This window comes from Bradyrhizobium sp. CCBAU 25338, assembly GCF_028128965.1.
Lineage (GTDB): Bacteria > Pseudomonadota > Alphaproteobacteria > Rhizobiales > Xanthobacteraceae > Bradyrhizobium > Bradyrhizobium liaoningense.
Genome location: NZ_LFKY01000041.1, coordinates 194,039 through 217,638, shown reverse-complemented (window position 1 = coordinate 217,638; position 23,600 = coordinate 194,039). Strand labels below are relative to the sequence as shown.

General features: G+C 65.3%; 22 protein-coding genes. 11 read left to right on the top strand and 11 right to left on the bottom strand.

Going from position 1 to position 23,600, the window contains the following annotated elements; all coding sequences use genetic code 11:
• Positions 1-13: 13 nt before the first annotated feature.
• Positions 14-1,702 (top strand): DNA repair protein RecN, encoded by a 1,689-nt coding sequence (gene recN, locus ACM42_RS28025; protein WP_271530885.1) that lies wholly within the window; start codon positions 14-16, stop codon positions 1,700-1,702.
• A 116-nt stretch (positions 1,703-1,818) separates the two neighbouring features.
• Here recN and ACM42_RS28020 read toward each other — a convergent pair whose 3' ends face one another.
• The gene (locus tag ACM42_RS28020) at positions 1,819-2,106 is read right to left on the bottom strand and encodes a GIY-YIG nuclease family protein (protein ID WP_271530884.1); all 288 of its coding nucleotides are present in this window, start codon (positions 2,104-2,106) and stop codon (positions 1,819-1,821) included.
• A 113-nt stretch (positions 2,107-2,219) separates the two neighbouring features.
• Between ACM42_RS28020 and ligA the strand changes: the two genes are divergently transcribed.
• Entirely contained in the window at positions 2,220-4,367 is a 2,148-nt protein-coding gene (gene ligA, locus ACM42_RS28015; RefSeq protein ID WP_271530883.1) for an NAD-dependent DNA ligase LigA, read from the top strand.
• Between the two features lie 117 nt (positions 4,368-4,484).
• Here the strand turns inward: ligA and ACM42_RS28010 are convergent, their stop codons facing one another.
• Positions 4,485-5,759 carry a multidrug effflux MFS transporter gene (locus tag ACM42_RS28010; RefSeq protein WP_271530882.1) on the bottom strand — a complete coding sequence of 425 codons (1,275 nt, stop codon included), beginning with the start codon at positions 5,757-5,759 and terminating at the stop codon, positions 4,485-4,487.
• A 238-nt stretch (positions 5,760-5,997) separates the two neighbouring features.
• The gene (locus ACM42_RS28005; RefSeq protein ID WP_271530881.1) at positions 5,998-7,827 is read right to left on the bottom strand and encodes an aminopeptidase P family protein; all 1,830 of its coding nucleotides are present in this window, start codon (positions 7,825-7,827) and stop codon (positions 5,998-6,000) included.
• A gap of 186 nt (positions 7,828-8,013) precedes the next feature.
• Between ACM42_RS28005 and ACM42_RS28000 the strand changes: the two genes are divergently transcribed.
• Positions 8,014-8,193 (top strand): hypothetical protein, encoded by a 180-nt coding sequence (locus ACM42_RS28000; protein ID WP_271530880.1) that lies wholly within the window; start codon positions 8,014-8,016, stop codon positions 8,191-8,193.
• A gap of 115 nt (positions 8,194-8,308) precedes the next feature.
• On the opposite strand, the gene ACM42_RS27995 is transcribed toward ACM42_RS28000, so the two are convergent.
• Entirely contained in the window at positions 8,309-9,196 is an 888-nt protein-coding gene (locus ACM42_RS27995) for a 50S ribosomal protein L11 methyltransferase (RefSeq protein WP_271530879.1), read from the bottom strand.
• A 163-nt stretch (positions 9,197-9,359) separates the two neighbouring features.
• On the opposite strand from ACM42_RS27995, the gene ACM42_RS27990 reads away from it, so the two are divergent.
• Positions 9,360-9,515, top strand: a complete 156-nt coding sequence (locus ACM42_RS27990; protein WP_124160098.1) for a Flp family type IVb pilin — start codon at positions 9,360-9,362, stop codon at positions 9,513-9,515.
• 288 nt (positions 9,516-9,803) lie between these two features.
• On the opposite strand, the gene ACM42_RS27985 is transcribed toward ACM42_RS27990, so the two are convergent.
• Positions 9,804-11,414 carry a phytoene desaturase family protein gene (locus ACM42_RS27985; RefSeq protein ID WP_271530878.1) on the bottom strand — a complete coding sequence of 537 codons (1,611 nt, stop codon included), beginning with the start codon at positions 11,412-11,414 and terminating at the stop codon, positions 9,804-9,806.
• Between the two features lie 238 nt (positions 11,415-11,652).
• On the opposite strand from ACM42_RS27985, the gene ACM42_RS27980 reads away from it, so the two are divergent.
• Positions 11,653-13,932 carry a fused MFS/spermidine synthase gene (locus ACM42_RS27980; protein WP_271530877.1) on the top strand — a complete coding sequence of 760 codons (2,280 nt, stop codon included), beginning with the start codon at positions 11,653-11,655 and terminating at the stop codon, positions 13,930-13,932.
• Between the two features lie 150 nt (positions 13,933-14,082).
• On the opposite strand, the gene ACM42_RS27975 is transcribed toward ACM42_RS27980, so the two are convergent.
• Together ACM42_RS27975 and ACM42_RS27970 are read right to left on the bottom strand one after the other, a co-directional pair.
• Complete coding sequence (locus ACM42_RS27975; RefSeq protein WP_271530876.1) at positions 14,083-15,078, bottom strand: glycerophosphodiester phosphodiesterase; 996 nt, start codon at positions 15,076-15,078, stop codon at positions 14,083-14,085.
• A 38-nt stretch (positions 15,079-15,116) separates the two neighbouring features.
• Positions 15,117-15,899, bottom strand: coding sequence for a L,D-transpeptidase (locus ACM42_RS27970; protein WP_035675393.1), 783 nt, complete (start codon positions 15,897-15,899; stop codon positions 15,117-15,119).
• 329 nt (positions 15,900-16,228) lie between these two features.
• Here ACM42_RS27970 and ACM42_RS27965 point away from each other — a divergent pair, with 329 nt between their 5' ends.
• Positions 16,229-16,555 carry a hypothetical protein gene (locus ACM42_RS27965; RefSeq protein ID WP_271530875.1) on the top strand — a complete coding sequence of 109 codons (327 nt, stop codon included), beginning with the start codon at positions 16,229-16,231 and terminating at the stop codon, positions 16,553-16,555.
• A 119-nt stretch (positions 16,556-16,674) separates the two neighbouring features.
• Here the strand turns inward: ACM42_RS27965 and ACM42_RS27960 are convergent, their stop codons facing one another.
• The gene (locus tag ACM42_RS27960; protein ID WP_028178298.1) at positions 16,675-17,436 is read right to left on the bottom strand and encodes an ABC transporter permease; all 762 of its coding nucleotides are present in this window, start codon (positions 17,434-17,436) and stop codon (positions 16,675-16,677) included.
• Entirely contained in the window at positions 17,433-18,356 is a 924-nt protein-coding gene (locus ACM42_RS27955; RefSeq protein WP_271530874.1) for an ABC transporter ATP-binding protein, read from the bottom strand. Before ACM42_RS27955 ends, ACM42_RS27960 begins: the two co-directional genes overlap by 4 nt.
• Positions 18,357-18,637: 281 nt before the next feature.
• Here ACM42_RS27955 and ACM42_RS27950 point away from each other — a divergent pair, with 281 nt between their 5' ends.
• Entirely contained in the window at positions 18,638-19,357 is a 720-nt protein-coding gene (locus tag ACM42_RS27950; RefSeq protein ID WP_271530873.1) for a hypothetical protein, read from the top strand.
• A 167-nt stretch (positions 19,358-19,524) separates the two neighbouring features.
• On the opposite strand, the gene ACM42_RS27945 is transcribed toward ACM42_RS27950, so the two are convergent.
• The gene (locus ACM42_RS27945; protein WP_271530872.1) at positions 19,525-20,187 is read right to left on the bottom strand and encodes a TetR/AcrR family transcriptional regulator; all 663 of its coding nucleotides are present in this window, start codon (positions 20,185-20,187) and stop codon (positions 19,525-19,527) included.
• 196 nt (positions 20,188-20,383) lie between these two features.
• Here ACM42_RS27945 and ACM42_RS27940 point away from each other — a divergent pair, with 196 nt between their 5' ends.
• The 4 genes from ACM42_RS27940 to ACM42_RS27925 all read left to right on the top strand — a co-directional run bounded on the left by ACM42_RS27940 (position 20,384) and on the right by ACM42_RS27925 (position 22,321).
• Positions 20,384-20,563: a hypothetical protein gene (locus ACM42_RS27940; RefSeq protein ID WP_442868951.1), complete on the top strand. Its 180-nt coding sequence runs from the start codon at positions 20,384-20,386 to the stop codon at positions 20,561-20,563.
• 54 nt (positions 20,564-20,617) lie between these two features.
• A complete protein-coding gene (locus tag ACM42_RS27935) occupies positions 20,618-20,863 on the top strand; it encodes a hypothetical protein (RefSeq protein WP_271530871.1) in 246 nt (81 codons plus the stop codon).
• Positions 20,864-20,872: 9 nt separating this feature from the next.
• A complete protein-coding gene (locus ACM42_RS27930) occupies positions 20,873-21,238 on the top strand; it encodes a hypothetical protein (protein ID WP_271530870.1) in 366 nt (121 codons plus the stop codon).
• 138 nt (positions 21,239-21,376) lie between these two features.
• Positions 21,377-22,321 (top strand): LysM peptidoglycan-binding domain-containing protein, encoded by a 945-nt coding sequence (locus ACM42_RS27925; protein WP_271530869.1) that lies wholly within the window; start codon positions 21,377-21,379, stop codon positions 22,319-22,321.
• A gap of 108 nt (positions 22,322-22,429) precedes the next feature.
• Here the strand turns inward: ACM42_RS27925 and ACM42_RS27920 are convergent, their stop codons facing one another.
• Complete coding sequence (locus ACM42_RS27920) at positions 22,430-23,503, bottom strand: tartrate dehydrogenase (RefSeq protein WP_271530868.1); 1,074 nt, start codon at positions 23,501-23,503, stop codon at positions 22,430-22,432.
• Between the last annotated feature and the right edge of the window lie 97 nt (positions 23,504-23,600).

Here is a 23,600-nt window from a genome sequence, read left to right as displayed (position 1 = left end):
GAAATTTGGTTCCATGCTGGCGCGTCTGTCGATCCGTGACATCGTCCTGATCGAACGGCTCGATATCGAATTCGCCTCGGGCCTCGCGGTTTTGACCGGCGAGACCGGTGCGGGCAAATCCATCCTGCTCGATGCCTTTGCACTGGCGCTCGGTGGCCGGGGCGATGCCGGCCTCGTGCGCCACGGCGCGGAGCAGGGGCAGGTCACCGCCGTGTTCGATGTCCCGAAGAATCACCCCGCAGCGAAGATCCTCGCCGAGAACGGCCTCGACGATACGAGTGTTGAAGACTCTTGCGAGATGATTCTCCGTCGGGTGCAGCTCGCCGACGGTCGCACCCGCGCCTTCATCAACGACCAGTCGATCAGCGTGCAGACGCTGAAGGCAGTCGGTGCCGCCCTGGTCGAGATCCACGGCCAGCACGACGAGCGCGCGCTGGTCGATGCCGCCACCCACCGCCGCCTGCTCGATGCTTTTGCCGGCCTGGAAAAGGACGTCGCCGAGGTCGAATCGCTCTGGGACGCCCGCCGTACCGCCAATACCGCGCTGGAGGAGCATCGCGCCGCCATGGAGAGCGCCGCGCGCGAGGCCGATTATCTCCGCCATGCCTCCGACGAGCTGAAGCAGCTCGCGCCCAAGGATGGCGAGGAGACCGCGCTGGCCTCGCGCCGCACCACCATGATGCAGGGCGAGAAGATCGCTTCCGACCTGCGCGAGGCGCAGGAGGCGGTCGGCGGCAATCATTCGCCGGTCGCTGCGCTGTCGGCGGCGGTGCGCCGGCTGGAGCGCCGCGGCGTCAACTCGCCGGCGCTGGTCGAGCCTGCGGTGAAGGCGATCGACGCTGCGATCAACGCGCTGGAGGAAGCCGACCAGCATCTCCAGGCGGCGCTCGCCGCGACCGATTTCGATCCGGCCGAGCTCGAGCGCATCGAGGAACGGCTGTTCGCCCTTCGCGCCGCCTCGCGCAAATATTCGACGCCGGTCGACGGCCTCGCCGCGCTTGCCGCCAAATATGCCGCCGACGTCGTGCTGATCGATGCCGGCGCCTCGCGGCTCAAGAAGCTGGAGCAGGCCGCGATCGAGGCAGACGGCCGCTATGCCGCTGCCGCCAAGAAGCTGTCATTGGCGCGGCAGAAATCGGCGGAGAAGCTCAACAAGGCGGTCAATGCCGAGCTCGCGCCGCTCAAGCTCGAACGGGCCAAATTCATGACCCAGGTCGAGACCGACGAGGCCGCACCCGGTCCGCAAGGCTTCGACCGTGTCGAGTTCTGGGTCCAGACCAATCCGGGCACCAAGCCGGGGCCGCTGATGAAGGTCGCCTCCGGCGGCGAGCTGTCGCGCTTCCTCCTCGCGCTCAAGGTCGTGCTGTCCGACCGCGGTTCGGCGCCGACCCTGGTGTTCGACGAGATCGACACCGGCGTCGGCGGTGCGGTTGCGGACGCCATTGGCGGGCGCCTCGCGCGCCTTGCCGGCAAGGTCCAGGTCATGGCCGTGACCCACGCCCCACAGGTCGCCGCCCGCGCCGACCAGCACCTCCTGATCTCCAAGGACGCCCTCGACAAGGGCAAGCGCGTCGCCACCCGCGTCAATGCGCTCGCCGCCGACCACCGCCGCGAGGAAATCGCGCGCATGCTGGCAGGCGCGGAGATCACGGCGGAGGCGAGGGCGGCCGCGGAACGGCTGCTCAAGGCGGCGACGGCTTAATAATACACACCGTCATTCCGGGGCGATGCGAAGCATCGAACTACGGTGCGCACTTGCGCACCTGAGAATCTCGAGATTCCGGGTTCGGCTCCTCGGGCCGCCTCGGAATGACTCCTTCAGTTGCAGATCGAGTCGTAGAGATCATCCCAATTTGGATTGTCCTTCTCGATCAGCTGGGTTTTCCAGGCCCGCTTCCACTTCTTCAGCTCCTTCTCGCGAGAGATTGCCGAGATAGGGTCATCATAGATCTCGAACCAGACCAGTTGCGTGATGTTGTATCTGGCCGTGAAGCCTGGCGCGGCCTTGATTCGATGCTCGTAGACGCGGCGCACAAGGTTATTGGTGATGCCGACGTAGATTGCCCCATCTCGCCGGCTTGCTAGAATATAGACGTAATACGCCACAAGCCCCTCCCAACCGTCATTCCGGGGCGCACGAAGTGCGAACCCGGAATCTCGAGGTTCCGGGTCTGGTCCTTCGGACCATCCCGGAACGACGAGACGCAACCTTAAGTAAAATGGCAAGAGCAGCAAAATCGAAACCGCTTCGCGACGTCGCCGACCTCACCAAGGCGCAGGCCAAGGTCGAGCACATGCGGCTCGCGCTCGAGATCGAGGGGCACAACGAGCGCTACTACCAGGAGGACGCGCCCACCGTCACCGACGCCGAGTACGACGCGCTGCGCCAGCGCTTCAACGCGATCGAGAAGCGCTTTCCCGAGTTCGTCACCGCGGACTCGCCCTCGCAGAAGGTCGGCGCGGCGCCGTCGGGCCGCTTCAAGAAAGTCCGGCATGCCGTTCCCATGCTGTCGCTCGACAACGCCTTTGCCGAAGAGGACGTGCGCGACTTCGTCGGCCGCATCGTGCGATTCCTGAAGCTCGACGACGACAGGGTCGATTTCTCCGCCGAGCCGAAGATCGATGGCCTCTCGATGTCGCTGCGCTACGAGGGCGGCGAGCTCGTCACCGCCGCAACGCGCGGCGACGGTGCGGTCGGCGAGGACGTCACCGCCAACATCCGCACGCTCGAAGACGTGCCCCAGAAGCTGAAGGGCCGCAACGTCCCCGAGATCTGCGAGGTTCGCGGCGAGGTCTACATGACCAAGAAGGCCTTCCTGGCGCTCAACGAGCGGCAGAAGGCCGAGGGCGGCACCATTTTCGCCAATCCGCGCAATTCGGCCGCGGGCTCGCTCCGGCAGAAGGACCCGACCATCACCGCCTCGCGCCCGCTCGGCTTCTTCGCCTACGCGTGGGGGCAGATGAGCGCGATGCCGGAAGACACGCAGAGCGGCATGATCGCCTGGTTCGAGCGCTGCGGCTTCAGGACCAATCCACTGACCAGGCTCTGTCACTCGGTCGAGGAATTGCTCGCCTTTCATCATGCGATCGAGGAGCAGCGCGCACGGCTCGACTACGACATCGATGGTGTCGTCTACAAGGTCGACCGCATCGACTGGCAGGAGCGGCTCGGCTTCGTCTCGCGCACGCCGCGCTGGGGCATCGCGCACAAATTCCCGGCCGAGCGCGCCATGACGGTGCTGCGCGACATCGAGATCCAGGTCGGCCGTACCGGGTCGTTCACGCCGGTCGGCAAGCTCGAGCCGGTCGGCGTCGGCGGCGTCATCGTGCAGAACGTCACGCTGCACAACGAAGACTACATCAAGGGCATCGGCAACAAGGGCGAGGTGCTGCGCGAGGGCCGTGACATCAGGATCGGCGACACCGTCGTGATCCAGCGCGCCGGCGACGTCATCCCGCAGGTGGTCGACGTCGTCATCGACAAGCGGCCCCGTAGTGCCAAGGAGTTCCACTTCCCGAAGAAGTGCCCGTGTCCGCTGCACACCGACGTCGTGCGCGAGGAGACGGCGACGGGCGAGGAGGGCTCGCGCGCCCGCTGCACCGGCGAGTTCGCCTGTCCCTATCAGAAGATCGAGCATCTCAAGCTGTTCGTGTCGCGGCGCGCCTTCGACATCGACGGCCTCGGCGAGAAGCAGCTTCAGTATTTCTTCGACGAGGGGTGGGTGAAGGAGCCCGCCGACATCTTCACGCTGGAGAAGCGCAACGCGAAGCTCAAGCTCGAGGAGATCGAGGGCTATGGCACGACCTCGGTCCGCAATCTGTTCGGTGCGATCGAGAGCCGGCGCAGAATTGCGCTGGAACGCTTCATTTATGCGCTCGGCATGCGCCATGTCGGCGAGACCACGGCGCTGGCCCTGGCTCGCGGCTACGGCTCGTGGGACGCCTTCCACGATGCCTGCCTCAAGGTCGCCAAGGGCGACGAGGAGGCGATCGCGGAGATGGACGCGCTCGACCAGATCGGCGACACCGTGATCAAGAGCATCGCCGATTATTTCGGCGAGAGCCACAACCGCGGCATCGTCGAGCGGCTGACGAAGGAGGTCGAGATCGTCGACGCCGAGAAGCCGAAGAGCAATTCGGCCGTCGCCGGCAAGACCGTGGTGTTCACGGGCTCGCTGGAGAAGATGACGCGGGATGAAGCCAAGGCCACAGCAGAGCGTTTGGGGGCAAAGGTGTCGGGCTCGGTGTCGAAGAAGACCGATCTCGTCGTCGCCGGCCCCGGCGCGGGCTCGAAGCTCGCGGAAGCCAACAAGCACGGGGTCAAGGTCCTGACCGAAGACGAGTGGCTGAAGCTGATCGGGGAGTGAGGTCTCTCTCCGTCATTGCGAGGAGCGTAGCGACGAAGCAATCCAGAATCTTTCCGCAGTGACAGTCTGGATTGCTTCACTCCGCTCGCAATGACGGGGGAGAGAGCACCGCGCCCCCTACATCATCCCCGTCTCTTCCTCCTCGGCCTTGTCGATCAGTGTCTCGCTCACCGTCACCTCGCGCCGAGGGACGACGAAGATCATCGTGCAGGCGCAGAGCAAGGAGATCGCGAGGACCGCGGAGGTGAGCGGCAGAGTCGTTGCGGAATGGCCACCGAGATAGGCGCCGAATTGCGACATCAGCGCGCCGATGCCTTGCTGGAGGAAGCCCATGGCACCCGAGGCGGTGCCGGCAGCCTCCGGGCGGATGCTGATGGCGCCGGCGGCGGAATTCGCCATCACGAACGCATTGCCGGCCATCACGATCATCTGCGTGCCGAACAGCCAGGCGGGCGCCTCGTTCCAGCCGACGAGGCTCCAGAGCAGGTTCAACAGGCTGCCGCAGAGCTGGAGGGCGAGCCCGAGCCAGATCAGTCTCTCCAGTGAGTGCCGCGGCGCAAAGCGCACGCAGAGCAGATTGCCGACGAGATAGGCAAAGCCCGTCGTCGCGAACCAGGCGCCGTATTCGGCGCTGGTCCGGCCCATCTGCGTTACCACGATGTAGGGGCCGCCACCGGCGAAGGTGAAGATGATCTGCGAAGCCAGCACCTGGCACATCACATAACCGACGAAGGCGCGGTTCGTGATCAGCATGCCGACGTCGCGGCGGAAGCCGCTGCCGGCGGCGCGGCTGCGGCGGGTCTCAGGCAGCGCCACCGCGATACCGACGGCGACAACGATCGCGGCGATGGTGATGGCGTAGAAGATCGCGCGCCAGCCGAACGCGGTCTCGATCAGGCCGCCGGTGAGCGGCGACACCATCTGCCCGATCATCAGCGCGGCGATGACGAGACTGATCATCGAGGCGACGCGGTCGCGCTCGTAGATGTCGCGGATTATGGCACGGCTGACCACCATGCCGGCGGCGCCGCCCAGCGCCTGGAAGAAGCGCGCGGCGATCAGTTGCGGCAGGTTCTGCGCGAAGATGCAGGCGATGCTGGCCGCGACCATCAGCACCAGCCCTCCGAGCAGCACCGGGCGCCGTCCGAACCGGTCCGACAGCGGTCCCATGATCAGCTGCGACAGCGCGATGCCGACCATGTAGAGCGAGACGGTCATCTGAGCGATCGAGATGTCGCTGTCGAAATTCGTCGCCAGCACCGGCAGCGCCGGAACCAGCATGTAGAGCGAGATCGGCGCGATCCCGGTCATGACGACCAGCAGCAGCAACACGACGCGCGATGTCGCGATGCTGGTGGCCGCTCCCGGCGGCTTGCTGATCATGCCGTGCATGCGTGTCCGTCTCTCGAATTCGAATCGACTGTAGCGCGCCCGCGCAAGACGGATATCGGCGTTTCGGAATGCGGCTATACGGATTCCGGGACGGTTATGATTGGGCGCGCTGCTTACGCGATAAAGCAGGTGTCATTCCCCGCGCAGGCGGGGAATCCAGTATTCCAGAGACAGAAGGGGGATATGGGGAAGCAGCGTTGCGCTGATCGCGTAGTGCTATGCGGCTGGGAATGAGTGATTAAGCCTTCAGCTCCGCGGTCGCCTGATCGAGCCAGGCCTTCGTCGCCTCGTCCAGCGCTGGCCGCACCTCGGCCCGGACGCGGGCGTGATAGGCATTGAGCCAATCGAGTTCATCGCGGCTCAGCATCGCCGCATCGATCAGCCGGCGGTCGATCGGCGCCAGGGTCAGCGTCTCGAACGCGTTCATCGGCTTCTCGGCGCCCTTGATGTCGGCGGCGACGACCAGCTCGAGGTTCTCGATACGGATGCCGAAACCGTCGGTCTTGTAGTAGCCGGGCTCGTTGGAGAGGATCATGCCGCGCTTCAGCGGCGTGGTGCCGAGCTTCGAGATCCGCGCCGGCCCTTCGTGCACCGAGAGATAGCTGCCGACGCCGTGGCCGGTGCCGTGCTCGAAATCGAGGCCGGCAGCCCAGAGATACTGCCGCGCCAGCGTGTCGAGCTGCGCTCCCGTGGTGCCGTCGGGGAAGATCGCGCGCGCGATCGCGATATGGCCGCGCAGCACGCGGGTGAAGCGGTCGCGCATCTCGTCCGTGGGCTCGCCGACCGCCATGGTGCGCGTGACGTCGGTGGTGCCGTCTTCATATTGCGCGCCGGAATCGATCAGCAGCAGGTCGCCGGGCGCGATCCGCCGGTTGCTCTTGCGGGTGACGCGGTAGTGCACGATGGCGCCGTTCGGGCCGGTGCCGGAGATGGTCGGAAACGACACGTCCTTGAGCGCGCCGGTATCGCGGCGGAACGTTTCCAGCGCCTCCACCGCATCGATCTCGGTCAGCTTGCCGCTTGGCGCCTCGCGATCGATCCATGCGAGAAAGCGCGCCAGCGCCACGGCGTCGCGCACATGGGCCGTCTTGGTGCCCTTGATCTCGGTCGCGTTCTTGACCGCCTTGAGCAGTGCCACGGGATCGCTGCCGCGCACCGGCTTGCCGCCGGCGCCCGCGATCAGCCGGCTCAGCGCGTCGGCCGCGGTGGTGTTGTCGAGAGCGATCGCCGCGCCGCTTTTGGCGAGCGCCATCAGTGCCGGCGCCATGGCGTCCGGTTCTCGCACGTCGGCGGACTGCTCGAGATGGTCGCGCGTGAGATTGGAGAGCTTGCGGTGGTCGATGAAGATGGTGGGACGGCCGTCCTTCGGCACCAGCGCGTAGGACAGCGGCAGCGGCGTGTGCGCGACGTCGGCGCCGCGGATGTTGAAGGTCCAGGCCACCGCGTGGCTGTCCGACAGCACCAGCGCATCGGTTCCGAGCTTGGCGATCTCGCCCCTGATCTGCGTCAGCTTCTCGGCTTCAGTGACGCCGGCATGCTGGAGGCCGTGCACGGCGACGGGAGCGAGCGGCGGCTGCGGCCGGTCCTGCCAGATCGCGTCGATCGGATTGCTGTCGACGGCAACCAGCTCGGCGCCGGCCTTGGTGCAGGCTGCGGACAGGCGTTCGGCTGCCGCAAAAGTGTGCAGCCACGGATCGAATCCAAGGCGGTCACCGGCTTTCAGATGCGCCGCCACCCAGCTCTCCGGCGGCGGGTCGATCAGCGATTCCACGGCCCAGGCCTTTGCGTCGACCTGCTTGGCGGCCTGAAGCGTGTAGCGGCCGTCGACGAACACTGCAGCTTCCTGGGACAGCACCACCGCCAGTCCCGCCGAGCCCGTAAAGCCGGTCAGCCAGGCCAGCCGCTCTTCCGACGGCGGCACATATTCGTTCTGCTGCTGATCGGCGCGTGGGATCACGAAGCCGGTCAGCTTGCGACGGGCGAGTTCTTCGCGAAGTGCGGCCAGCCGTGCCGTCAATGCGACACCGGCCTCCGGCTCCTCGAATGTCTGGAAGTGTGCTTCGAACATGGTGGATCACTTTAGGATCATGGGGATCGGTCCGCAATCTCGACGCATTTACGTCGCATCTGGCATGGACTGTGCTTGAAATAGGTCCATTCGAATCGAGTGGAGTAAGGATGCGGCAGTTGCGCTTCGTCCGGATAACAGGGAAATTCGAGCAAGTGGTTCATCTCAACGGCGAGGGGACACACGATGCCAGCGTTCACGTTTGAGAAGATTTCGCCGCCAGCGCGCCGCGGCCCGGCTGCAACACCACCGAAGAAGCCGCGCGGTCTCATCAGCCAAATGATCGATCGTTTCGCCGAGCGCCGCGCGAGGCGCACCTTGCAGGAGCAGCGCGCGATGCGCCGCGACGAAAAGCCGGTAGAGTAGCGGTATTGACGATGCCGTAGGCGGGCAAAGGCGCAAAACGCCGTGCCCACCATCTTTCCTTTGTTACGGACGAAGGGTGGGCACGCTTCGCTTTGCCCACCCTAAGGCACCTCGTTCATCCGACCTTCCGCAGCAACAAACTGCTCCATCCCTCGATCCGCAAATGCCGCAGCGGCACCAGCCCGCGCGCGCGATAGGCGGCGATCACGGCTGGGGCCTGGGGCGTCAGCAGGCCGGAGAGGATGACGTAGGCCCGAGGAGCCAGGTGCCGCGCCATCGGGCTCGCCAATTGCCGCAAGGGATTGGCAAGGATGTTCGCGAGCACCAGGTCGAACGGGCCCGCGCGCGCAAAATCCGGCGCAGCAAACCCCGTGGCGCGGATCACCCGCACATTGTTGCCGACTTCGTTCAGGGAGGCGTTCTCAGCCGCCACCCGCACCGAGGGCGGATCGATGTCGGAGGCAAGCACGGCGCGATGCAGCGCCTTCGCCGCTGCGATCGCCAGCACGCCGGTCCCCGTGCCGAGGTCGAGCACGTTTTGCGGCCGGGAACTCTTCAGGACATGGTCAAGCAGCAGTAAACAGCCGCGCGTCGTGCCGTGGTGACCGGTGCCGAAGGCGAGCGCTGCCTCGATCTCGATGGCGAGCTTGTTAGGCGCCACACGGTCACGGTCATGGCTGCCGTGCACGACGAAGCGCCCGGCCGGGACCGGCACGAGATCCTCAAGGCTGGCCTTGACCCAGTCCTTGGCCTCGACGGTGTCGAAGGCGAGGGTCGCGGCGATCTCATTTCCTGCTGAAATTGCAACGAGTTCGCGCAGCCATGCCTGATCCGGCGCCTCGGCGAAATGGAGCGTGACGTCCCATTGTCCGTCCGGCCGCTCGAAGGCGGCGACCGCCGCATCGCCCTCGAAAAACACCTCGGTGAGCACGTCGACGACGCGCCTGGCGTCGGCCTCGCTGCCGATTGAAAAGCTGGCGCGATGGGTGGGCGAAGGCTGCATTCAGGGGTTCCGTTGAGTTCAATTTTGGGAACTTTTGGTGCCAATTTCCCGACAACTTGCGGTTCCCGGGTTAACTCGACCGAAGGTTCCGCCCTATACATTCTCAAGTGTTGGATCCAGCTAGCACAGCTTGGAGTTGAAACGGAGGCGAGTCTTGAAGCACATGGTTCAGAAGTTCTGGTCGGACGAGTCGGGTGCAACCGCGATCGAGTACGGTCTGATTGCCGCGGGTATCGCGCTGGCGATCATCACCGTGGTGAACGGCCTGGGCACCACCATGAATGAGAAGTTCACTTCGATTAGCACCTCCTTGAAGTAATTTCCGCCTGCATTTCCCAGCGGGGGGCTGTTTTTCTTCAGAGGCTGTTCCTGATCACCGCCCGCCAGGGAATTCCCTGGCGGGCGAGGTCGTTTCTGCAGCATCTGTTCTCTGCGGATCTTCACAGGTTGTCCGCGGGCTTGCCGGGACCCTATCCACCGCTTTTCCCCGCAATTGTCCCTACGATTTTCCACCGGCTTTCCCCAGGATCGGCCCCGACGGTCTTGCCCAGCATCCTCCGCCCGACCACAGACCTTTCGACAGCCTGTCCACAAGCAATCCACAGACCTATCCACGGCTTCTGAACAGCGACCGGTGATCCCGCAGGATCGCCTGCGCCGCGTTGTGCCCGGGGGCGCCGGTGACGCCGCCGCCGGGATGGGCCCCGGAGCCGCAATGGTACAGGCCCTTCAGGGGCCCGCGATAATCGGCATGGCCCAGCATCGGCCGCGCCGAGAACAGCTGGTTCAGCGTCAGCGCGCCGTGGAAGATGTCGCCTCCCAACAGTCCGAACTGCCGTTCGAGATCGAGCGGGGACAGGATCTGGCGGCCGAGCACGCTCGCCGCAAAGCCGGGCGCGTATTTGTCCACCGTCGCGATCATGAGATCGGCGACCTCTTCGCGATGCTCGTCCCACGATGTTCCATCGGGAAGCTCCGGCGCGACATGCTGGCAGAACAGGCTCGCGACATGCTTGCCTGCGGGCGCCAGCGTGTCGTCGAGCGTCGAGGGGATCAGCATCTCGACGACGGGCTCGCGGCTCCAGCCCTGCGCCCGCGCATCGAGCCAGGCGCGGTCCATGTAGCCGAGGCTCGGGGCCAGGATGATGCCGGAAGAGAGATGATCGCCCTCGCCCGGCAGCGCCGTGAAGGAGGGCAGGCGGTCCAGCGCCACGTTCATGCGGAAGGTGCCGGAGCCGTTCTTCCAGTGCCGGATGCGGGCAAGGAAGTCCGCAGGGAGAGCGTCGGCCGCGACCAGCCGCGTGTAGAGCAGCTTTGGATTGACATTGGCCGCGACATATCTTGCGCGGACGGCCGAGCCGTTCTCCAGCACGACGCCGACGGCGCGGTCGCGCTCCACGATGATCTCACGGACGCCGGCATCCGTTTCGATGACGACGCCATGGTCGCGGGCCGCGCGCGCCATCGCCTGCGTGATCGCGCCCATGCCGCCGATGGCGTGGCCCCAGACGCCTTTCTTGCCGTTCACCTCGCCGAAGGCGTGATGCAGCATCACATAGGCCGAGCCGGCGGCGTAGGGGCTGGCATAGTTGCCGACGATGGCGTCGAAGCCGAACAGTGCCTTGACCAGATCATGCTCGAAGCGCTCGTCCAGCATTTCGCCGGCTGAACGGGTGAAGAGATCGAGCAGGCTGCGGCTCTGCTCCAGCGTGAGGCCGCGCAGGATGTTGGCGCTCTGGAGCGCGTTCACGGCCTCGCGGATCGCGTTCGTGCCAAATCCGTCGAGCAGGTTCGGCGGCGCGCGCAGCACGAACTGCCTGAGCACGTCGGCGATGTCTTCCAGCTCGCGTGAGAAGCCGTCGATGGCTTCCGCATCATGCGCGCTGAGCCGGGCGACTGACGCTTTCGTCCGCCCCTCGCCGGTGAGGAGATAGCTGCTGTCGGGCGCGGGTAGAAAATTCTGCGCGCGCCGTTCGACGATCCGCAGGCCGTGCTCGGCGAGCTTGAGATCACGGATCACCTGCGGATTGAGCAGGCTCACCGTGTAGGCTGCGACCGAATTGCGGTATCCCGGATGAAACTCCTCCGTGACTGCGGCCCCGCCGACCACCTTGCGGCGCTCGACCATGCGCACCCGCAGGCCCGCCATCGCGAGATAGGCCGCGCAGGTGAGGCCGTTATGGCCAGCGCCGATGATGACGACGTCGGTTTCGGTCATGAAGAATGCAAGAGCCAGTGTACTGTCATTCCGGGGCTCGCGAAGCGAGAACTATGGCGCGCAAGTGCGCACCTGAGAATCTCGAGGTTCCGGGTTCGATGCTACGCATCGCCCCGGAACGACCCTCTAATAGCAAGCGTCTCTGGCTGCAACATCGCGCCACACTTTATTGCCCGTTGCGGTACGGTGTGCTCCATTGCGCGCGTCCGGCGCCCGCCGGAGTTTTGCCGGAGCATCCATGGATTCCATCGTGCAACCCGCCGCCACGGAGCAGCCTTCGGCGTCGCGCAACCGGCTGCTGCTGGCGGTCTACACGGCTGCGATCTTCGTCAGCGCGCTGCTGCTGTTCTCGGTGCAGCCGCTGTTCACGAAGATGGTGCTGCCGCGGCTCGGCGGCTCGCCGGCGGTGTGGTCGGTGGCCATGGTGTTCTTCCAGTCGCTGCTGCTGGCCGGTTACGCCTACGCGCATCTTTTGATGCAGGTGCGGCGCCGCATCGTTCCCGTCGCGGTGCACATGGCGCTGCTGATTGCCGCCTTCGCCACGCTGCCGCTCGGCATCGCCTCCGCCTATGGCGAGCCGCCCGCTTCGGGCTATGCGTTCTGGCTGCTCGGCCTGTTCGTGGTCTCGATCGGGCTGCCGTTCTTCGCGCTCGCCGCCAACAATCCGCTGCTGCAGGCCTGGTTCGTCCGCACCGGCCATCCCGCCGGGCACGATCCCTATTTCCTCTATGCCTCCTCCAACATCGGCAGCTTCCTCGCATTGTTGTCCTATCCGTTCCTGCTCGAGCCGATGTTCACGCTGCACATGCAGAACCGGTTCTGGACGGGAGGCTATGGCCTGTTGATCGTTCTCATCGGCGCCTGCGGCGTGCTGTTGTTGCGTTCGCCGAAGCTGGCAGTCGCCGACGCGCGGGACGAGCAGGTGAACGCACCGGTGCCGGGGCTGGTCACGCGGCTGCGCTGGATCTTCCTGGCCGCGGTGCCGTCCGGCCTTCTCATCGCGGTGACTGCGCACATCTCCACCGACGTCGCCGCGGCGCCGCTCCTGTGGGTGCTGCCGCTGTCGCTGTACCTGCTCACCTGGGTCGTCGTGTTCCAGTCGCGGCCGCTGTTGCCGCACAAATGGATGCTGATGCTCCAGCCGGTCGCCATTGCGGGCGTCGTCGTGCTGCTGGCCTTCGGCGGCGAGCAGAATCTGCTGCTGACGCTCGGCGGTCATCAATTGTGCTTCTTCGTCATTGCCATGGCCTGCCACGGCGAACTGGCGCGGACGCGGCCGGCCGCCAGATATCTCACCGGCTTCTATGTCGCGCTGTCGTTCGGCGGGATGGTCGGCGGCCTGTTCGCAGGGCTCGTCGCTCCATTCACCTTCTCGTGGATCGCCGAATATCCGATCCTGATCGCGCTTGCCGCGCTGTGCCGCCCCTCCGCGAACGAACGCCTCGCCGGCATCGTCAGATGGTACTGGCTGGCGCTCGCCGCGCTCGCGGTGGCGCTCGTCGCACCGTCGTATACGACCGGCGACCTCTCGACCTGGTTCGAGGATCACCGCGTCTGGGTCGCCGGCGCCGTCGGCGTGCTCGCCGCGCTGCTCGCGCTGATCCTCAATGCCGGCCGCTGGAAGATCTTTGCCACCGTCGCGCTCGCGCTGGCGTTGATCCGTGTTTATCCTGCGGACGAGGGCCGCGTCACGACGGTGCGCAGCTTCTTCGGCGTGCACAAGATCGTGGTGACGCCGGGCGGCTATTTCCACGTGCTGATGCACGGCACCACCATTCACGGCGCCGAGCGCTTCCGCAACGATGACGGCACGCCGGTCATCGGCCGGCCCGAGCCGATCACCTATTATCACAAGGACGGCGGCATCGGTCAGGCCGTCAGCGCCATTCGCGAGCGCAAGGGCGCGCCGCTCAAGGTCGCCGCGATCGGCGTCGGCTCCGGCACGCTCGCCTGCGCCGCCGAGCCGGGGGAGAACTGGACCTTCTTCGAGATCGACCAGTCCATGGTCGACGCGGCGCGTGACCCCAGGAATTTCCGCTACATATCGAGCTGCATGCCGGACATGAAGCCCGTCATCGGCGATGCGCGCCTCACCTTCGCGAAGGAGCCCGATGGCGCTTACGATCTCATCATCGTCGATGCCTACTCGTCCGATGCAATCCCGATTCATCTCGCCACCGAAGAGGCGATGAAGATCTACAAGGACAAGCTCGCGCCCCACGGCGCGGTCGTGATGCACGTCTCCAACCGGCATCTGGATCTCGAGACCGTCGTTGTCGGCATTGCGGACGCCAACGATCTCACGAGCTGGGTCTTCAACGAGGATTCCGGGCGCGATTCCGACTACATCTTTTCGACCGACGTCGTCATCTCCGCGCGCGAAGAGGCCGACATCGGCAGGCTCGCATCCTCCAAGCAATGGGTACAGACCGAAGCCGACGACAGGGTGCGGGTCTGGACCGACGATTACTCGAATATCCTGGGCGCGCTGTATCGGCGTTTGCGGGACGGGGAGTAGGCTTCGCGCCTCAAGTGATCTCGTGCCCCGGACGCAGCGCAGCACGAAGTGGTGCGCTGCAGAGCCGGGGCCCATGGCGCGGCGTTCTGGGTCCCGGCTCTGCGCCGCACCGCTACGCGCTGCGTCGCGTCCGGGACACGAGATCTGGGTTTACGGCGCCACCGGCGTCCCTGACGGCAGCGCGATCCCCTTCTCGCCGGCGATCTGCCGCAGCAGGTCCGGCCTGTCCGAGATGATCCCATCGACGCCGAGCTCGATCATGCGCGCCATGTCTTCGGGCTTGTTGACCGTCCAGACCACGACACGCAGTCCGAGTTCATGGGCCTCGGTGACCAGTGGCGCGGTCACATCGCCGAAGTAAGGCGACCAGATCGCGCCGCCCGCAGCCTTGATCGTCCGTGGCAGCGAGCCGCCGTGGTCGGCCGGGCTGAAGCCCGCCGTCCAGTTGGTCGCCTTGTCGCGTGCCACCGTCGGGCTCGAGCCGCGCTGGAGCGTCAGGTACACGGTCGGAATCTTAGGCGCCTGCTGCTGGACGAGAAACAGGGTTCGCCAGTCGAACGACTGGATCGTGACGCGGTCGGAGAGTCCTTCGGTCTCGATCACCCCGAGCAGCTTCGCGACGAAGGCCTGCGGATCAGGCGCTTCATCCGGATGGTTCGGATCGATCTTGGTCTCGATGTTGAAGCCGACGCGCGCGTTGCCGGACTTGCGCACCAGTGCGAACAGCTCGCGCAAGGTGGGAATGCGCGTCCCCGGCACGGCACGCTGGTCGGGGAATTGTTTCGCGTAGGCACTGTCCGGTCGGATCTGGCCGACGTCATAGGTCCTGACCTCGTCGAGCCGCAGCTTCACGAAAGGCGTGCCGGGCGGGGTGATGTAGGCCCCATCGGGGCCGCGTGCGAGATCGGGGTTGAGCCCGCGCTCATGCGACAGGATGACCTCGCCGTCGGCGGTGACACCGACGTCGAGCTCCAGCGTGTCCACGCCCATCGACAGCGCATTGGCGAAGGCGGGCAGGGTGTTTTCCGGCAGCAGCGCCCGCCCGCCGCGATGCGCCTCGAGATCGAAGGCCAAATCCGATCCCATGGCCCGTCCCGCCATCAGAACGCAGAACACGATCAGAACGGTCGTGGCACGTGGCTTCATGGTGCCTCGGCCGGCGAGGGCGGTTGATGGCGGTCGCGTCAGTTCTGATAGTAATAGCCGCGCGGCTGATAATACTGCCGGGGCTGCGGCTGATAGTAGCCTTGCTGGCCGTAGCCCTGGTCGTAATAGGTCCGCGGCTGCTGCTGCTGATAGACCTGCGTGTCGTAGAGCGGGCGGGTGGCCGAGCGCGGCGCCGGATAGCGCGCGCCGGTGTCGCTGCCGTCGGCCGGATAGATGTAGTTGTCGTCCTGCGGCATGTAGCGGCGCGCGGGCTGCGCCGGCGGCGCCAGGTTCACGGGATCACCGGCGGTCGCGTATTGCTCCTCAGCCGGCTGCGGTGCGCGGGCCACCGCATTGGCGTTGCGGCCGCGCGGATTGCGAGCCAGCGCCACCTGCGCCGAGCCGGTCAGCGTCACCGTGGTGTTGAGCACGCCCTGCTGCTGAACCAGCGCATAGAGCGTCGAGGCATTCTGGCGTGACAGCCGCACGCAGCCATGGGAGGCGGGCGAGCCGAGCCGGCCGACCGAGTCCGTGCCGTGGATGGCGTGCCCAACCTTGGTGAAGAAGATCGCGTGCGGCATCGGCGCGTCGTCGAATTCCTTGGAGTAGTGATCCTCTTCCATGCGGAAGGCGCGGAACGCGCCGTTCGGCGTCTCGCGCGAGGGGATGCCGGTCGACACCGGCCAGTGATAGCGCGCGACGCCGTCGACGGCGACGGTCATCTGCTGATTGTCCTTGTCGACGGTGATCTCGACCTTGGCCTGCGCGGCACCCGCGCTCAAGAGCAGCGATGAGGTGAAAGCAATGAAAAACGAACGCATCTGGAAACGCATATCAATCTCGGCCTCCGGCCTGTTCACGCTAGGCGCCGCGGCTCTCCGTCCCCGGCGTGCAATATGCCTGCAATCCGGCTTTCGTTCCAGCGAGCTGCCGGCCCATCGTTAACGCGATGCCTGATGTAAGCAAGGCCGCTCTGCGCCGCGCCACGCGCGGCACCGCTGACATTTTCGCGAGCGGAGGCGCGTTCACAACGTCGACAATTCGTCACAAAGGCGCAACCATTCCGCCGCGCGGCGCGTTGGTAATGGCCTGTCTCGACAGGCGGCACGTCCGCCGCCGTTTACCTCTTTCCTTCCCCTGGGGACCGAAAATGAACAAAGCCCGTCTCGCCGCCGCGCCATTGCCGGCCAGTGTGCCCGTCCGCCTGCTGTTCGCCGCCGCCGCCATCCTGCTGGCGTTGTTGTCGCTGCCGCAAGTCAGTCATGCCCAGGGCATCGTGCGCGGCGCGCAGGAGGGTTCTTATGAAGGTAACCGCATCGGCGGGCCCGTGGGCGGCGCAGTCGGCGGCGTCGTCGGCGCCGGCGTTGGTGGGGCCGTCGGTGCAGTCGAGGGCGTGCTCGGCATTCCCCACCGCCACTACCGTCACCGCTGTCGCGGATATTACGACCGCCATCACCGCTTCCATTGCTATCGGTGAGTCGACCGTAGTCATTCCGGGGCGCCCGAAGGGCGAGCCCGGAATCCATTCGTCCACCAACTCTGCCGCACGATGGATTCCGGGCTCGCGCTGCGCGCGCCCCGGAATGACGACGGCAATCAGTTCTTCAGCCGGTATCCCGTCCGGAAGATCCACCAGATCACGACCAGGCAGATCACCAGGAACGCCAGCGTCATGCCGATGCTGACGGACATGCTGACGTCTGCGATCTCGTAGAAGCTCCAGCGGAAGCCGGAGATCAGGTACACCACCGGGTTGAGCAGCGCGACCGTGCGCCAGGTGGGCGGCAGCATGTCGATGGAATAGAAGCTGCCGCCGAGGAAGGTCAGCGGCGTCACCACCAGCATCGGGATCATCTGCAGCTTTTCGAAGCCGTCGGCCCAGATCCCGATGATGAAGCCGAACAGGCTGAACGTCACCGCGGTCAGCACCAGGAAGGCCAGCATCCAAACCGGATGCTGGATGTGCAGCGGCACGAACAGGCCGGCTGTCGCCAGGATGATGAGGCCCAGGATGATCGACTTGGTCGCGGCGGCACCGACATAGCCGAGCACGATCTCGAAATAGGAGATCGGCGCCGACAGGATCTCGTAGATCGTGCCGGTGAATTTCGGGAAGTAGATGCCGAAGGAGGCGTTGGCGATGCTCTGCGTCAGCACCGAGAGCATGATCAGGCCCGGCACGATGAAGGTGCCGTAGCTGACGCCCTCGACCTGGCTGATGCGCGAGCCGATCGCGGCGCCGAACACCACGAAATAGAGCGAAGTCGAGACCACAGGCGAGACGATGCTTTGCAGCAGCGTGCGCCAGGTGCGCGCCATTTCGAACAGGTAGATGGCGCGGATGGCGCGGTGATTCATGACGTCCTCACGAGATCGACGAAGATGTCCTCGAGCGACGATTGCGTCGTGTCGAGGTCGTTGAAGCGGATGCCGGCGGTGCGCAGGTCGCCGAGCAGGCTGGTGATGCCCGTGCGCTCGCCCTGGGTGTCGTAGTCGTAGACCAGCGTCGCGCCGTTATCGCAGAGCTCGAGCTCGTAATGGCGAAGGCTCTCCGGCAGCGAGGCGATCTTGCCCTGCAGATGCAGCGTCAGCCGCTTCTTGCCGAGCTTCTGCATCAAGGTCGTCTTGTCCTCGACCAGCACGATCTCGCCCTTGTTGATGACGCCGATGCGGTCGGCCATCTCCTCGGCCTCCTCGATGTAGTGCGTGGTGAGGATGATGGTGACGCCGGACTGCTGAAGCCCGCGCACCACCTCCCACATGCCCTTGCGCAGCTCGACATCGACGCCGGCGGTGGGCTCGTCCAGGAACAGGATCTGCGGCTCGTGCGACAGCGCTTTGGCGATCATCACGCGACGCTTCATGCCGCCGGAGAGCGTGATGATCTTGCTGTCCTTCTTGTCCCACAGCGAGAGGTCCTTCAGCACCTTCTCGATATGTTCGGGGTTCTTCGGCTTGCCGAACAGGCCGCGCGAGAAGCTCACGGTCGCCCACACGCTCTCGAAGGCGTCGGTGTGCAATTCCTGCGGCACGAGGCCGATCAGCGAGCGCGCCTTGCGGTAGGAGGTCTGGATGTCCTCGCCGCCGACCAAAACCTTGCCTTCGCTCGGGTTGGCGATGCCGCAGATGATCGAGATCAGCGTGGTCTTGCCGGCTCCGTTGGGACCGAGCAGCGCAAAAATCTCGCCGCGCTTGATGTCGAGATTGACGTTCTTGAGCGCCTTGAAGCCGGACCCATAGGTCTTCGACAGATTGGCGACGGAAATGATGGAAGACATGATGGCCGGCGGGCTGGGGAGGGAAAGGGGAACGCCGGACCCACTCGGAAAGGCGGGTCGGCGGAGCCCTGAAATAGGAACGCTGTTGTTGGCCCGCAATTCCCCGGAGGAAAATGGTCTCAAAACAGGCCATTCAGTGGTATGTTCCGGGCAAGTGTTGCGCGATGGTCACGGCTTGCTGCGAAGATTGTCGCTCACGCGGCTCTTTGTTGCGTCTGGGAGCGCGCCGTGGCTACGATTCCGGCCAATCGCTAAGCGTATTGTCTCCAGGGAAAAAATCGATGAGACCGAACGGCCGTCACACCGCCGGCGCCAGCCAATTGTCCACCCTCCGTGTGTGGGCGATGGGCCTGCTCCTGCTGTCAGCTGTTGCCATCAGCCCGACCACCGCCAAGGCCGCGCCGAGCCAGGCCGCTGTGGCAACCACGCATGTCTACCTGCTCCGTGGCGTGCTCAACATCTTCTCGCTCGGGCTCGACACGATCGGCGCCCGGCTCCAGGCGCAGGGCGTCCCGGTGACCGTCGCCAACTTCGTGTCCTGGTCCTCGCTCGCCGATGAAGCGGCGGCCGCCTACAGGGCCGGCCGGCTCAAGACCATCGTCCTGGTCGGCCATTCCTCCGGCGCGACGGCGCTGCCGGACATGATCGCCAAGCTCAATCAGTTCGGCGTGCCCGTGAAGCTCGCGATCGGCCTCGATTCGGTGTTCAAGACCAAGCTCTCGACCGGCGCGGAGCGTTACATCAACATCTATATCGGCGATGGTCCCGGCGAGCCGGTGCGGGCCGCAGCGGGTTTTCGCGGCAAGCTCGACAATGTCGACGTGCGCGGCTCCGGCGTCGGCCACATCTCGATCGACAAGAACGAGGCGATCCAGCGTCGCGTCATTGCCGAGATCGATGCCGCCATCATGCGCTCGCGCGCACCGGCGGCGCCGGTCGCCGAACCCCGCACGCCGCGACAGGCACGCTCGGCGGCGGCAACCGCTCCCGCGAGGAACTGAGCTTCTTTGCGCGACGGGCTCGTCGCGCAGCCATCCTTCGGCGATCGCTGGAACAGCGCGGTCGGGATCAACGGATCGTTCTTGCCCAGACCGCCAGGAACGGCGGCTTGTGCTTGCGGAAATAGTCCCGGAAGGCGGGATAGAGCGCCTTGTGGCAAGTGGACGCCCTATCGCTTCCTGACCAGCGTGAGGGGACGGCTGGCCCTTTGATCGCGGGGCTTGCTCGCGGCGTTCTCGGCTTCGGGCGGGCTCAGGAAGCGGATGAGCATCGTCTTCAGATGCGCAGTGCTCTGCTTGATATCCAGCTTCGGATTGCGGATCGGCATTGCGCGAGATCCGTCGATGATCGCGATCAGGATGTTTGCCGTCGCCTCCGGGTCCAGTCCCGGATCCACCCGTCCCTGGCTTTGCGCCTGGCGCAGGAAGTCGGCCCACATGCGGCGAACCGCTTCGGTGTGCCGTTCGATGATCTTGGCGAATTCCGGATTGCGGGCGGCCTCCGCGAGGCCGTCCAGATTGAGGATCTGGGCAGGACGAAACCGCAAGCTGGTTTCCTCGATGTCGGCGAGCAGCGCCTCGATCACGTTCGTGGCCGAGAGAATCTTTTCGAAACGCTCCGCCGAACGAGCCAGACCCAAATCGATCATCGCCTCGATGATCGCGATCTTGCTCGGAAAGTAGTGATAGAGGTGCCCCGGACTGATCCCCGCCTCGGTGCAGATGTCGGTCGTGCTGGCGCCGCGGAAGCCGTCCCTGGTGAAGCAGCGGATCGCCGCGCCGAGGATCTCCCCGCGCTTCCGCTCATGCTTGACGGGGTCCACCTTCCTCAAGACGCGTTCTCCTTTCCGTGAGGGCCGATTTAGCACGCCGGTCCGTCACGAGAAAATCAAAATTAGAGAGTTCCATCTATTTATGTTGACGAGCGACAACCGGCGTGAGAATGATTTATAGAGTAATCTCTCTAGTAAAGAGTCCAGGCTTGAGCGGGACCATGCGCATTCGCTGCCTCCGATGGACAGCATCCCCATGCGGTTCGGAGGTGCTCCCAAATATGTCGCGTGCGAGGCGTTCGGGCGGTTTCCCGGCTTCGCGGGGCAGGGGCTCGGCCTGCCACCGGCCTGGACGGATTCCGGCGCCAAGGAGAGTCCGGCCGGGAATCCGGCCCCGGCAACCCAGGTGAATTCAGAGCAGATGCTCACGCAATGATCCGGATGCGTTGTCCGACTTCAACAACATTCGTGGCTGACCAGAGTAGATGACATGACCCAAGCAACGATCCGTCCCCTGCGCCAAGGTGCAGCGCGCGCCGATGCGCGTGTGTGCGCGAGAAGCGCGCCCCTGTTCACGGCCGATGAGGTGTGGAGCCGAACGAACGCGGATCGGCGCTCGGCCGGCGAGACGGACGACCAGGATTCGATCCTGGAACCCGGCTTCTGGATGGCGACAGTGGTCGCGTTCCTGCCCACGGTCGCGGGATGTTTCTATCTCTTTCTGAGCCAAGGATGAGGCCCAAGGATGAGGCGCGTATCGAGCGCGGCGGCCTTGTCCGCGGTCTTGACGCTGTTGCTGGCGGGCTGCGGGTCGAGCGCAAATCTGCCTCCGGCGTATCATCCTCCGCAGCCGCCCAGCGCCAAGGCGGTGAAAGAGGGCGTCACGAAAGCGGCTGCCGAAGCCAAGCTGACCGGGGGACTGGAGACATCCGCCGTCCGCCATTCCGACCACGGGCCGGGATCGTATTTCGTCTGCTTGAGGCAGAGTGGCCCATCAGCCAGCAACCGCCCCGCCTATTCGGTCTTTTTCGACGATGACACCTACAAGGGTGTCCAGAGTTCGGTGATTCTCGAGGCCTGCGAAGCCGAGCCATGGACACCGTTCAATTAAATGGATTCCCTCCAATTGATGCCACGATGCCGCGGCGGGTGTCACGGTCCCGGTTCCGTGCCCCAAATTCCACCCAATCGGCGGTCACTAAGCGCGGCGGGGGAAGCCTCTGCCTCCTGTAGTGGGACTGCTGGACTGATGCTTGATCCAAGGCGAATTGTCGTGCTGGCAGCGGTTGCGCTGCTCGCCTTCGGCACCGGCACGGCCGCTGCCACACCAGCCAAGTCCAAGACCACCGCGGCCGCCCCCGCCGCGGCGCCGCCGCCTGCGCTGTTCGAGCCATTGCCGCCGCCAAAAATCTACCTGTTCCGCGGCGCCATGGGTCCGATCTTCTCGACCGGAATGGATCGGCTCGAAGAGAAGCTAACCAGGGCCGGCTTCTCGGCCAACGTCTACGAATTCACCATCTGCCGGTGGATCGGCGATCGCGCCATCTCCAGCTACAAGGAATCGCCGGCGCCGATCGTGCTGATCGGCCACTCCATGGGCGGCCTGTGCTCGATCGTCATCTCCGAGATGGCGGCCAAGGAGAACATCCCGATCAGCCTCGTCATCGCCATCGATCCGGCGCATGCGACCGGCGACGTGCCGCTCAACGTCGAGCGGTTCATCAACATCTTCCTCTCCGACAGCGTGCTCGGCGGCGGCGACGTCGTGGCCGTGCCCGGCTTTCGCGGCCATTATGCGAGCTACGACCTGAAGGAAAACTCGCGCGTCAGCCACATCAACATCGAGAAGTCCGACGACATCCACCGCCAGATCGTCGAGATGGTGACGCAGCTCCCGCGCATCCCGCCGCAAGCCCAGGCCGATGCCGTGCCGTTGCGCTATCTGGTGCCGGCGGACACGCTGGTCGAATTGTGGGACAGCGGCGTGCGGGTGCCGGTGCGCCGCGGCGACACCATGGAGAGCATCGCCGCAGCCAATCGCGTGCCGCTGTGGACGCTCGCGCAGAGCAATTCATTGCCGGAGAACGCGCAGCTCACCCCGGGGCAGACCATCATCGTCCCGCGTCACCTGACGCCGCCGGAGCCTGCGGCCGCGATGGCACTGCCACCGCCGGCGGCGGGTGGACGAAAATAGAAGGTCCCATCGCTGAGAACGCTGCGCTTGTTGAGCGGGCGGTTGTTCCGCAAGCCACGAAAGATCGTGGATGGCCGGAACAGGCCCGGCCATGACGTAGAGCAGTGATCAGACATTCGACCCGTTGATCGCGTCGATCACGGCATCGGTCACTTCCTTGGTGGTGGCCTTGCCGCCGACATCCGGCGTCAGCACGCCGGCGGCGCAGACGCGTTCGACGGCCGCCATCAGCCTCGAGGCGGCATCCTTCTCGCCGAGATGCTCGAGCATCTGGACACCTGTCCAGAACGTCGCGACCGGGTTGGCGATGCCTTTGCCGGTGATGTCGAAGGCCGAGCCGTGGATCGGCTCGAACATCGAGGGGAAGCGGCGCTGCGGATCGATGTTGGCGGTCGGCGCGACGCCGAGGCTTCCGGCGAGCGCACCGGCGAGATCGGAGAGGATGTCGGCGTGGAGATTGGTCGCCACGATGGTGTCGAGGCTCTTCGGATGCAGCGTCATGCGCACAGTCATGGCGTCGACCAGCATCTTGTCCCAGCTGACGTCGGGGAATTCTCCGGCAATTTCGGCCGCGATCTCGTCCCACATCACCATGCCATGGCGCTGCGCGTTCGACTTGGTCACGACGGTCAGCAGCTTGCGCGGACGCGACTGCGCGAGCTGGAACGCGTAGCGCATGATCCGCGTCACGCCGACGCGGGTGAAGACCGCCACTTCCGTGCCGACCTCCTCCGGCAGGCCCCTGTGGGCGCGGCCGCCCATGCCGGCATATTCGCCTTCCGAGTTCTCGCGCACGATCACCCAGTCGAGATCGCCGACGCCGACATTGCGCAGCGGCGAGGCCACGCCCGGCAGGATTTTTGTCGGCCGCACATTGGCGTATTGGTCGAAGCCCTGGCAGATCGGCAACCGCAGGCCCCACAGCGTGATGTGGTCGGGCACATCAGGGGCGCCGACCGCGCCGAAATAGATCGCGTCGAACTTCTTCAGCTCGGTGAGGCCGTCGGCCGGCATCATCACGCCGTGCTTCTTGTAATAGTCCGAGCCCCAGTCGAACGTGGTGACGTTGAAGGCGAGATCGCCGCTGCGCTTTGCCAGAGCCTCCAGCACGCGGACACCGGCCGAGATCACCTCGGGCCCGATGCCGTCGGCGGGGATGGCTGCGATCGAATGGGTGCGCATGGGAATGCTCCGTATCAGTGAGATTGCGGCGAGGATCACGGTCCGGGCCGCAGCGAGTCCCTGCCGGCCGCAGGGCCAATTCAATTGACGCTGGCTT

What these genes read in the sequence shown, in the direction of transcription:
- ACM42_RS27920 (WP_271530868.1), bottom strand. Translation starts at nt 23,503, where the DNA reads ATGCGCACCCATTCGATCGCAGCCATCCCCGCCGACGGCATCGGGCCC.
- ACM42_RS27940 (WP_442868951.1), top strand. Translation starts at nt 20,384, where the DNA reads ATGCGGTTCGGAGGTGCTCCCAAATATGTCGCGTGCGAGGCGTTCGGG.
- ACM42_RS27925 (WP_271530869.1), top strand. Translation starts at nt 21,377, where the DNA reads ATGCTTGATCCAAGGCGAATTGTCGTGCTGGCAGCGGTTGCGCTGCTC.
- recN (WP_271530885.1), top strand. Translation starts at nt 14, where the DNA reads ATGCTGGCGCGTCTGTCGATCCGTGACATCGTCCTGATCGAACGGCTC.
- ACM42_RS27980 (WP_271530877.1), top strand. Translation starts at nt 11,653, where the DNA reads ATGGATTCCATCGTGCAACCCGCCGCCACGGAGCAGCCTTCGGCGTCG.
- ligA (WP_271530883.1), top strand. Translation starts at nt 2,220, where the DNA reads ATGGCAAGAGCAGCAAAATCGAAACCGCTTCGCGACGTCGCCGACCTC.
- ACM42_RS27935 (WP_271530871.1), top strand. Translation starts at nt 20,618, where the DNA reads ATGACCCAAGCAACGATCCGTCCCCTGCGCCAAGGTGCAGCGCGCGCC.
- ACM42_RS27960 (WP_028178298.1), bottom strand. Translation starts at nt 17,436, where the DNA reads ATGAATCACCGCGCCATCCGCGCCATCTACCTGTTCGAAATGGCGCGC.
- ACM42_RS28005 (WP_271530881.1), bottom strand. Translation starts at nt 7,827, where the DNA reads ATGTTCGAAGCACACTTCCAGACATTCGAGGAGCCGGAGGCCGGTGTC.
- ACM42_RS27975 (WP_271530876.1), bottom strand. Translation starts at nt 15,078, where the DNA reads ATGAAGCCACGTGCCACGACCGTTCTGATCGTGTTCTGCGTTCTGATG.
- ACM42_RS27995 (WP_271530879.1), bottom strand. Translation starts at nt 9,196, where the DNA reads ATGCAGCCTTCGCCCACCCATCGCGCCAGCTTTTCAATCGGCAGCGAG.
- ACM42_RS27990 (WP_124160098.1), top strand. Translation starts at nt 9,360, where the DNA reads ATGGTTCAGAAGTTCTGGTCGGACGAGTCGGGTGCAACCGCGATCGAG.
- ACM42_RS27950 (WP_271530873.1), top strand. Translation starts at nt 18,638, where the DNA reads ATGAGACCGAACGGCCGTCACACCGCCGGCGCCAGCCAATTGTCCACC.
- ACM42_RS27965 (WP_271530875.1), top strand. Translation starts at nt 16,229, where the DNA reads ATGAACAAAGCCCGTCTCGCCGCCGCGCCATTGCCGGCCAGTGTGCCC.
- ACM42_RS28010 (WP_271530882.1), bottom strand. Translation starts at nt 5,759, where the DNA reads ATGCACGGCATGATCAGCAAGCCGCCGGGAGCGGCCACCAGCATCGCG.
- ACM42_RS27930 (WP_271530870.1), top strand. Translation starts at nt 20,873, where the DNA reads ATGAGGCGCGTATCGAGCGCGGCGGCCTTGTCCGCGGTCTTGACGCTG.
- ACM42_RS27985 (WP_271530878.1), bottom strand. Translation starts at nt 11,414, where the DNA reads ATGACCGAAACCGACGTCGTCATCATCGGCGCTGGCCATAACGGCCTC.
- ACM42_RS28000 (WP_271530880.1), top strand. Translation starts at nt 8,014, where the DNA reads ATGCCAGCGTTCACGTTTGAGAAGATTTCGCCGCCAGCGCGCCGCGGC.
- ACM42_RS27955 (WP_271530874.1), bottom strand. Translation starts at nt 18,356, where the DNA reads ATGTCTTCCATCATTTCCGTCGCCAATCTGTCGAAGACCTATGGGTCC.
- ACM42_RS27970 (WP_035675393.1), bottom strand. Translation starts at nt 15,899, where the DNA reads ATGCGTTCGTTTTTCATTGCTTTCACCTCATCGCTGCTCTTGAGCGCG.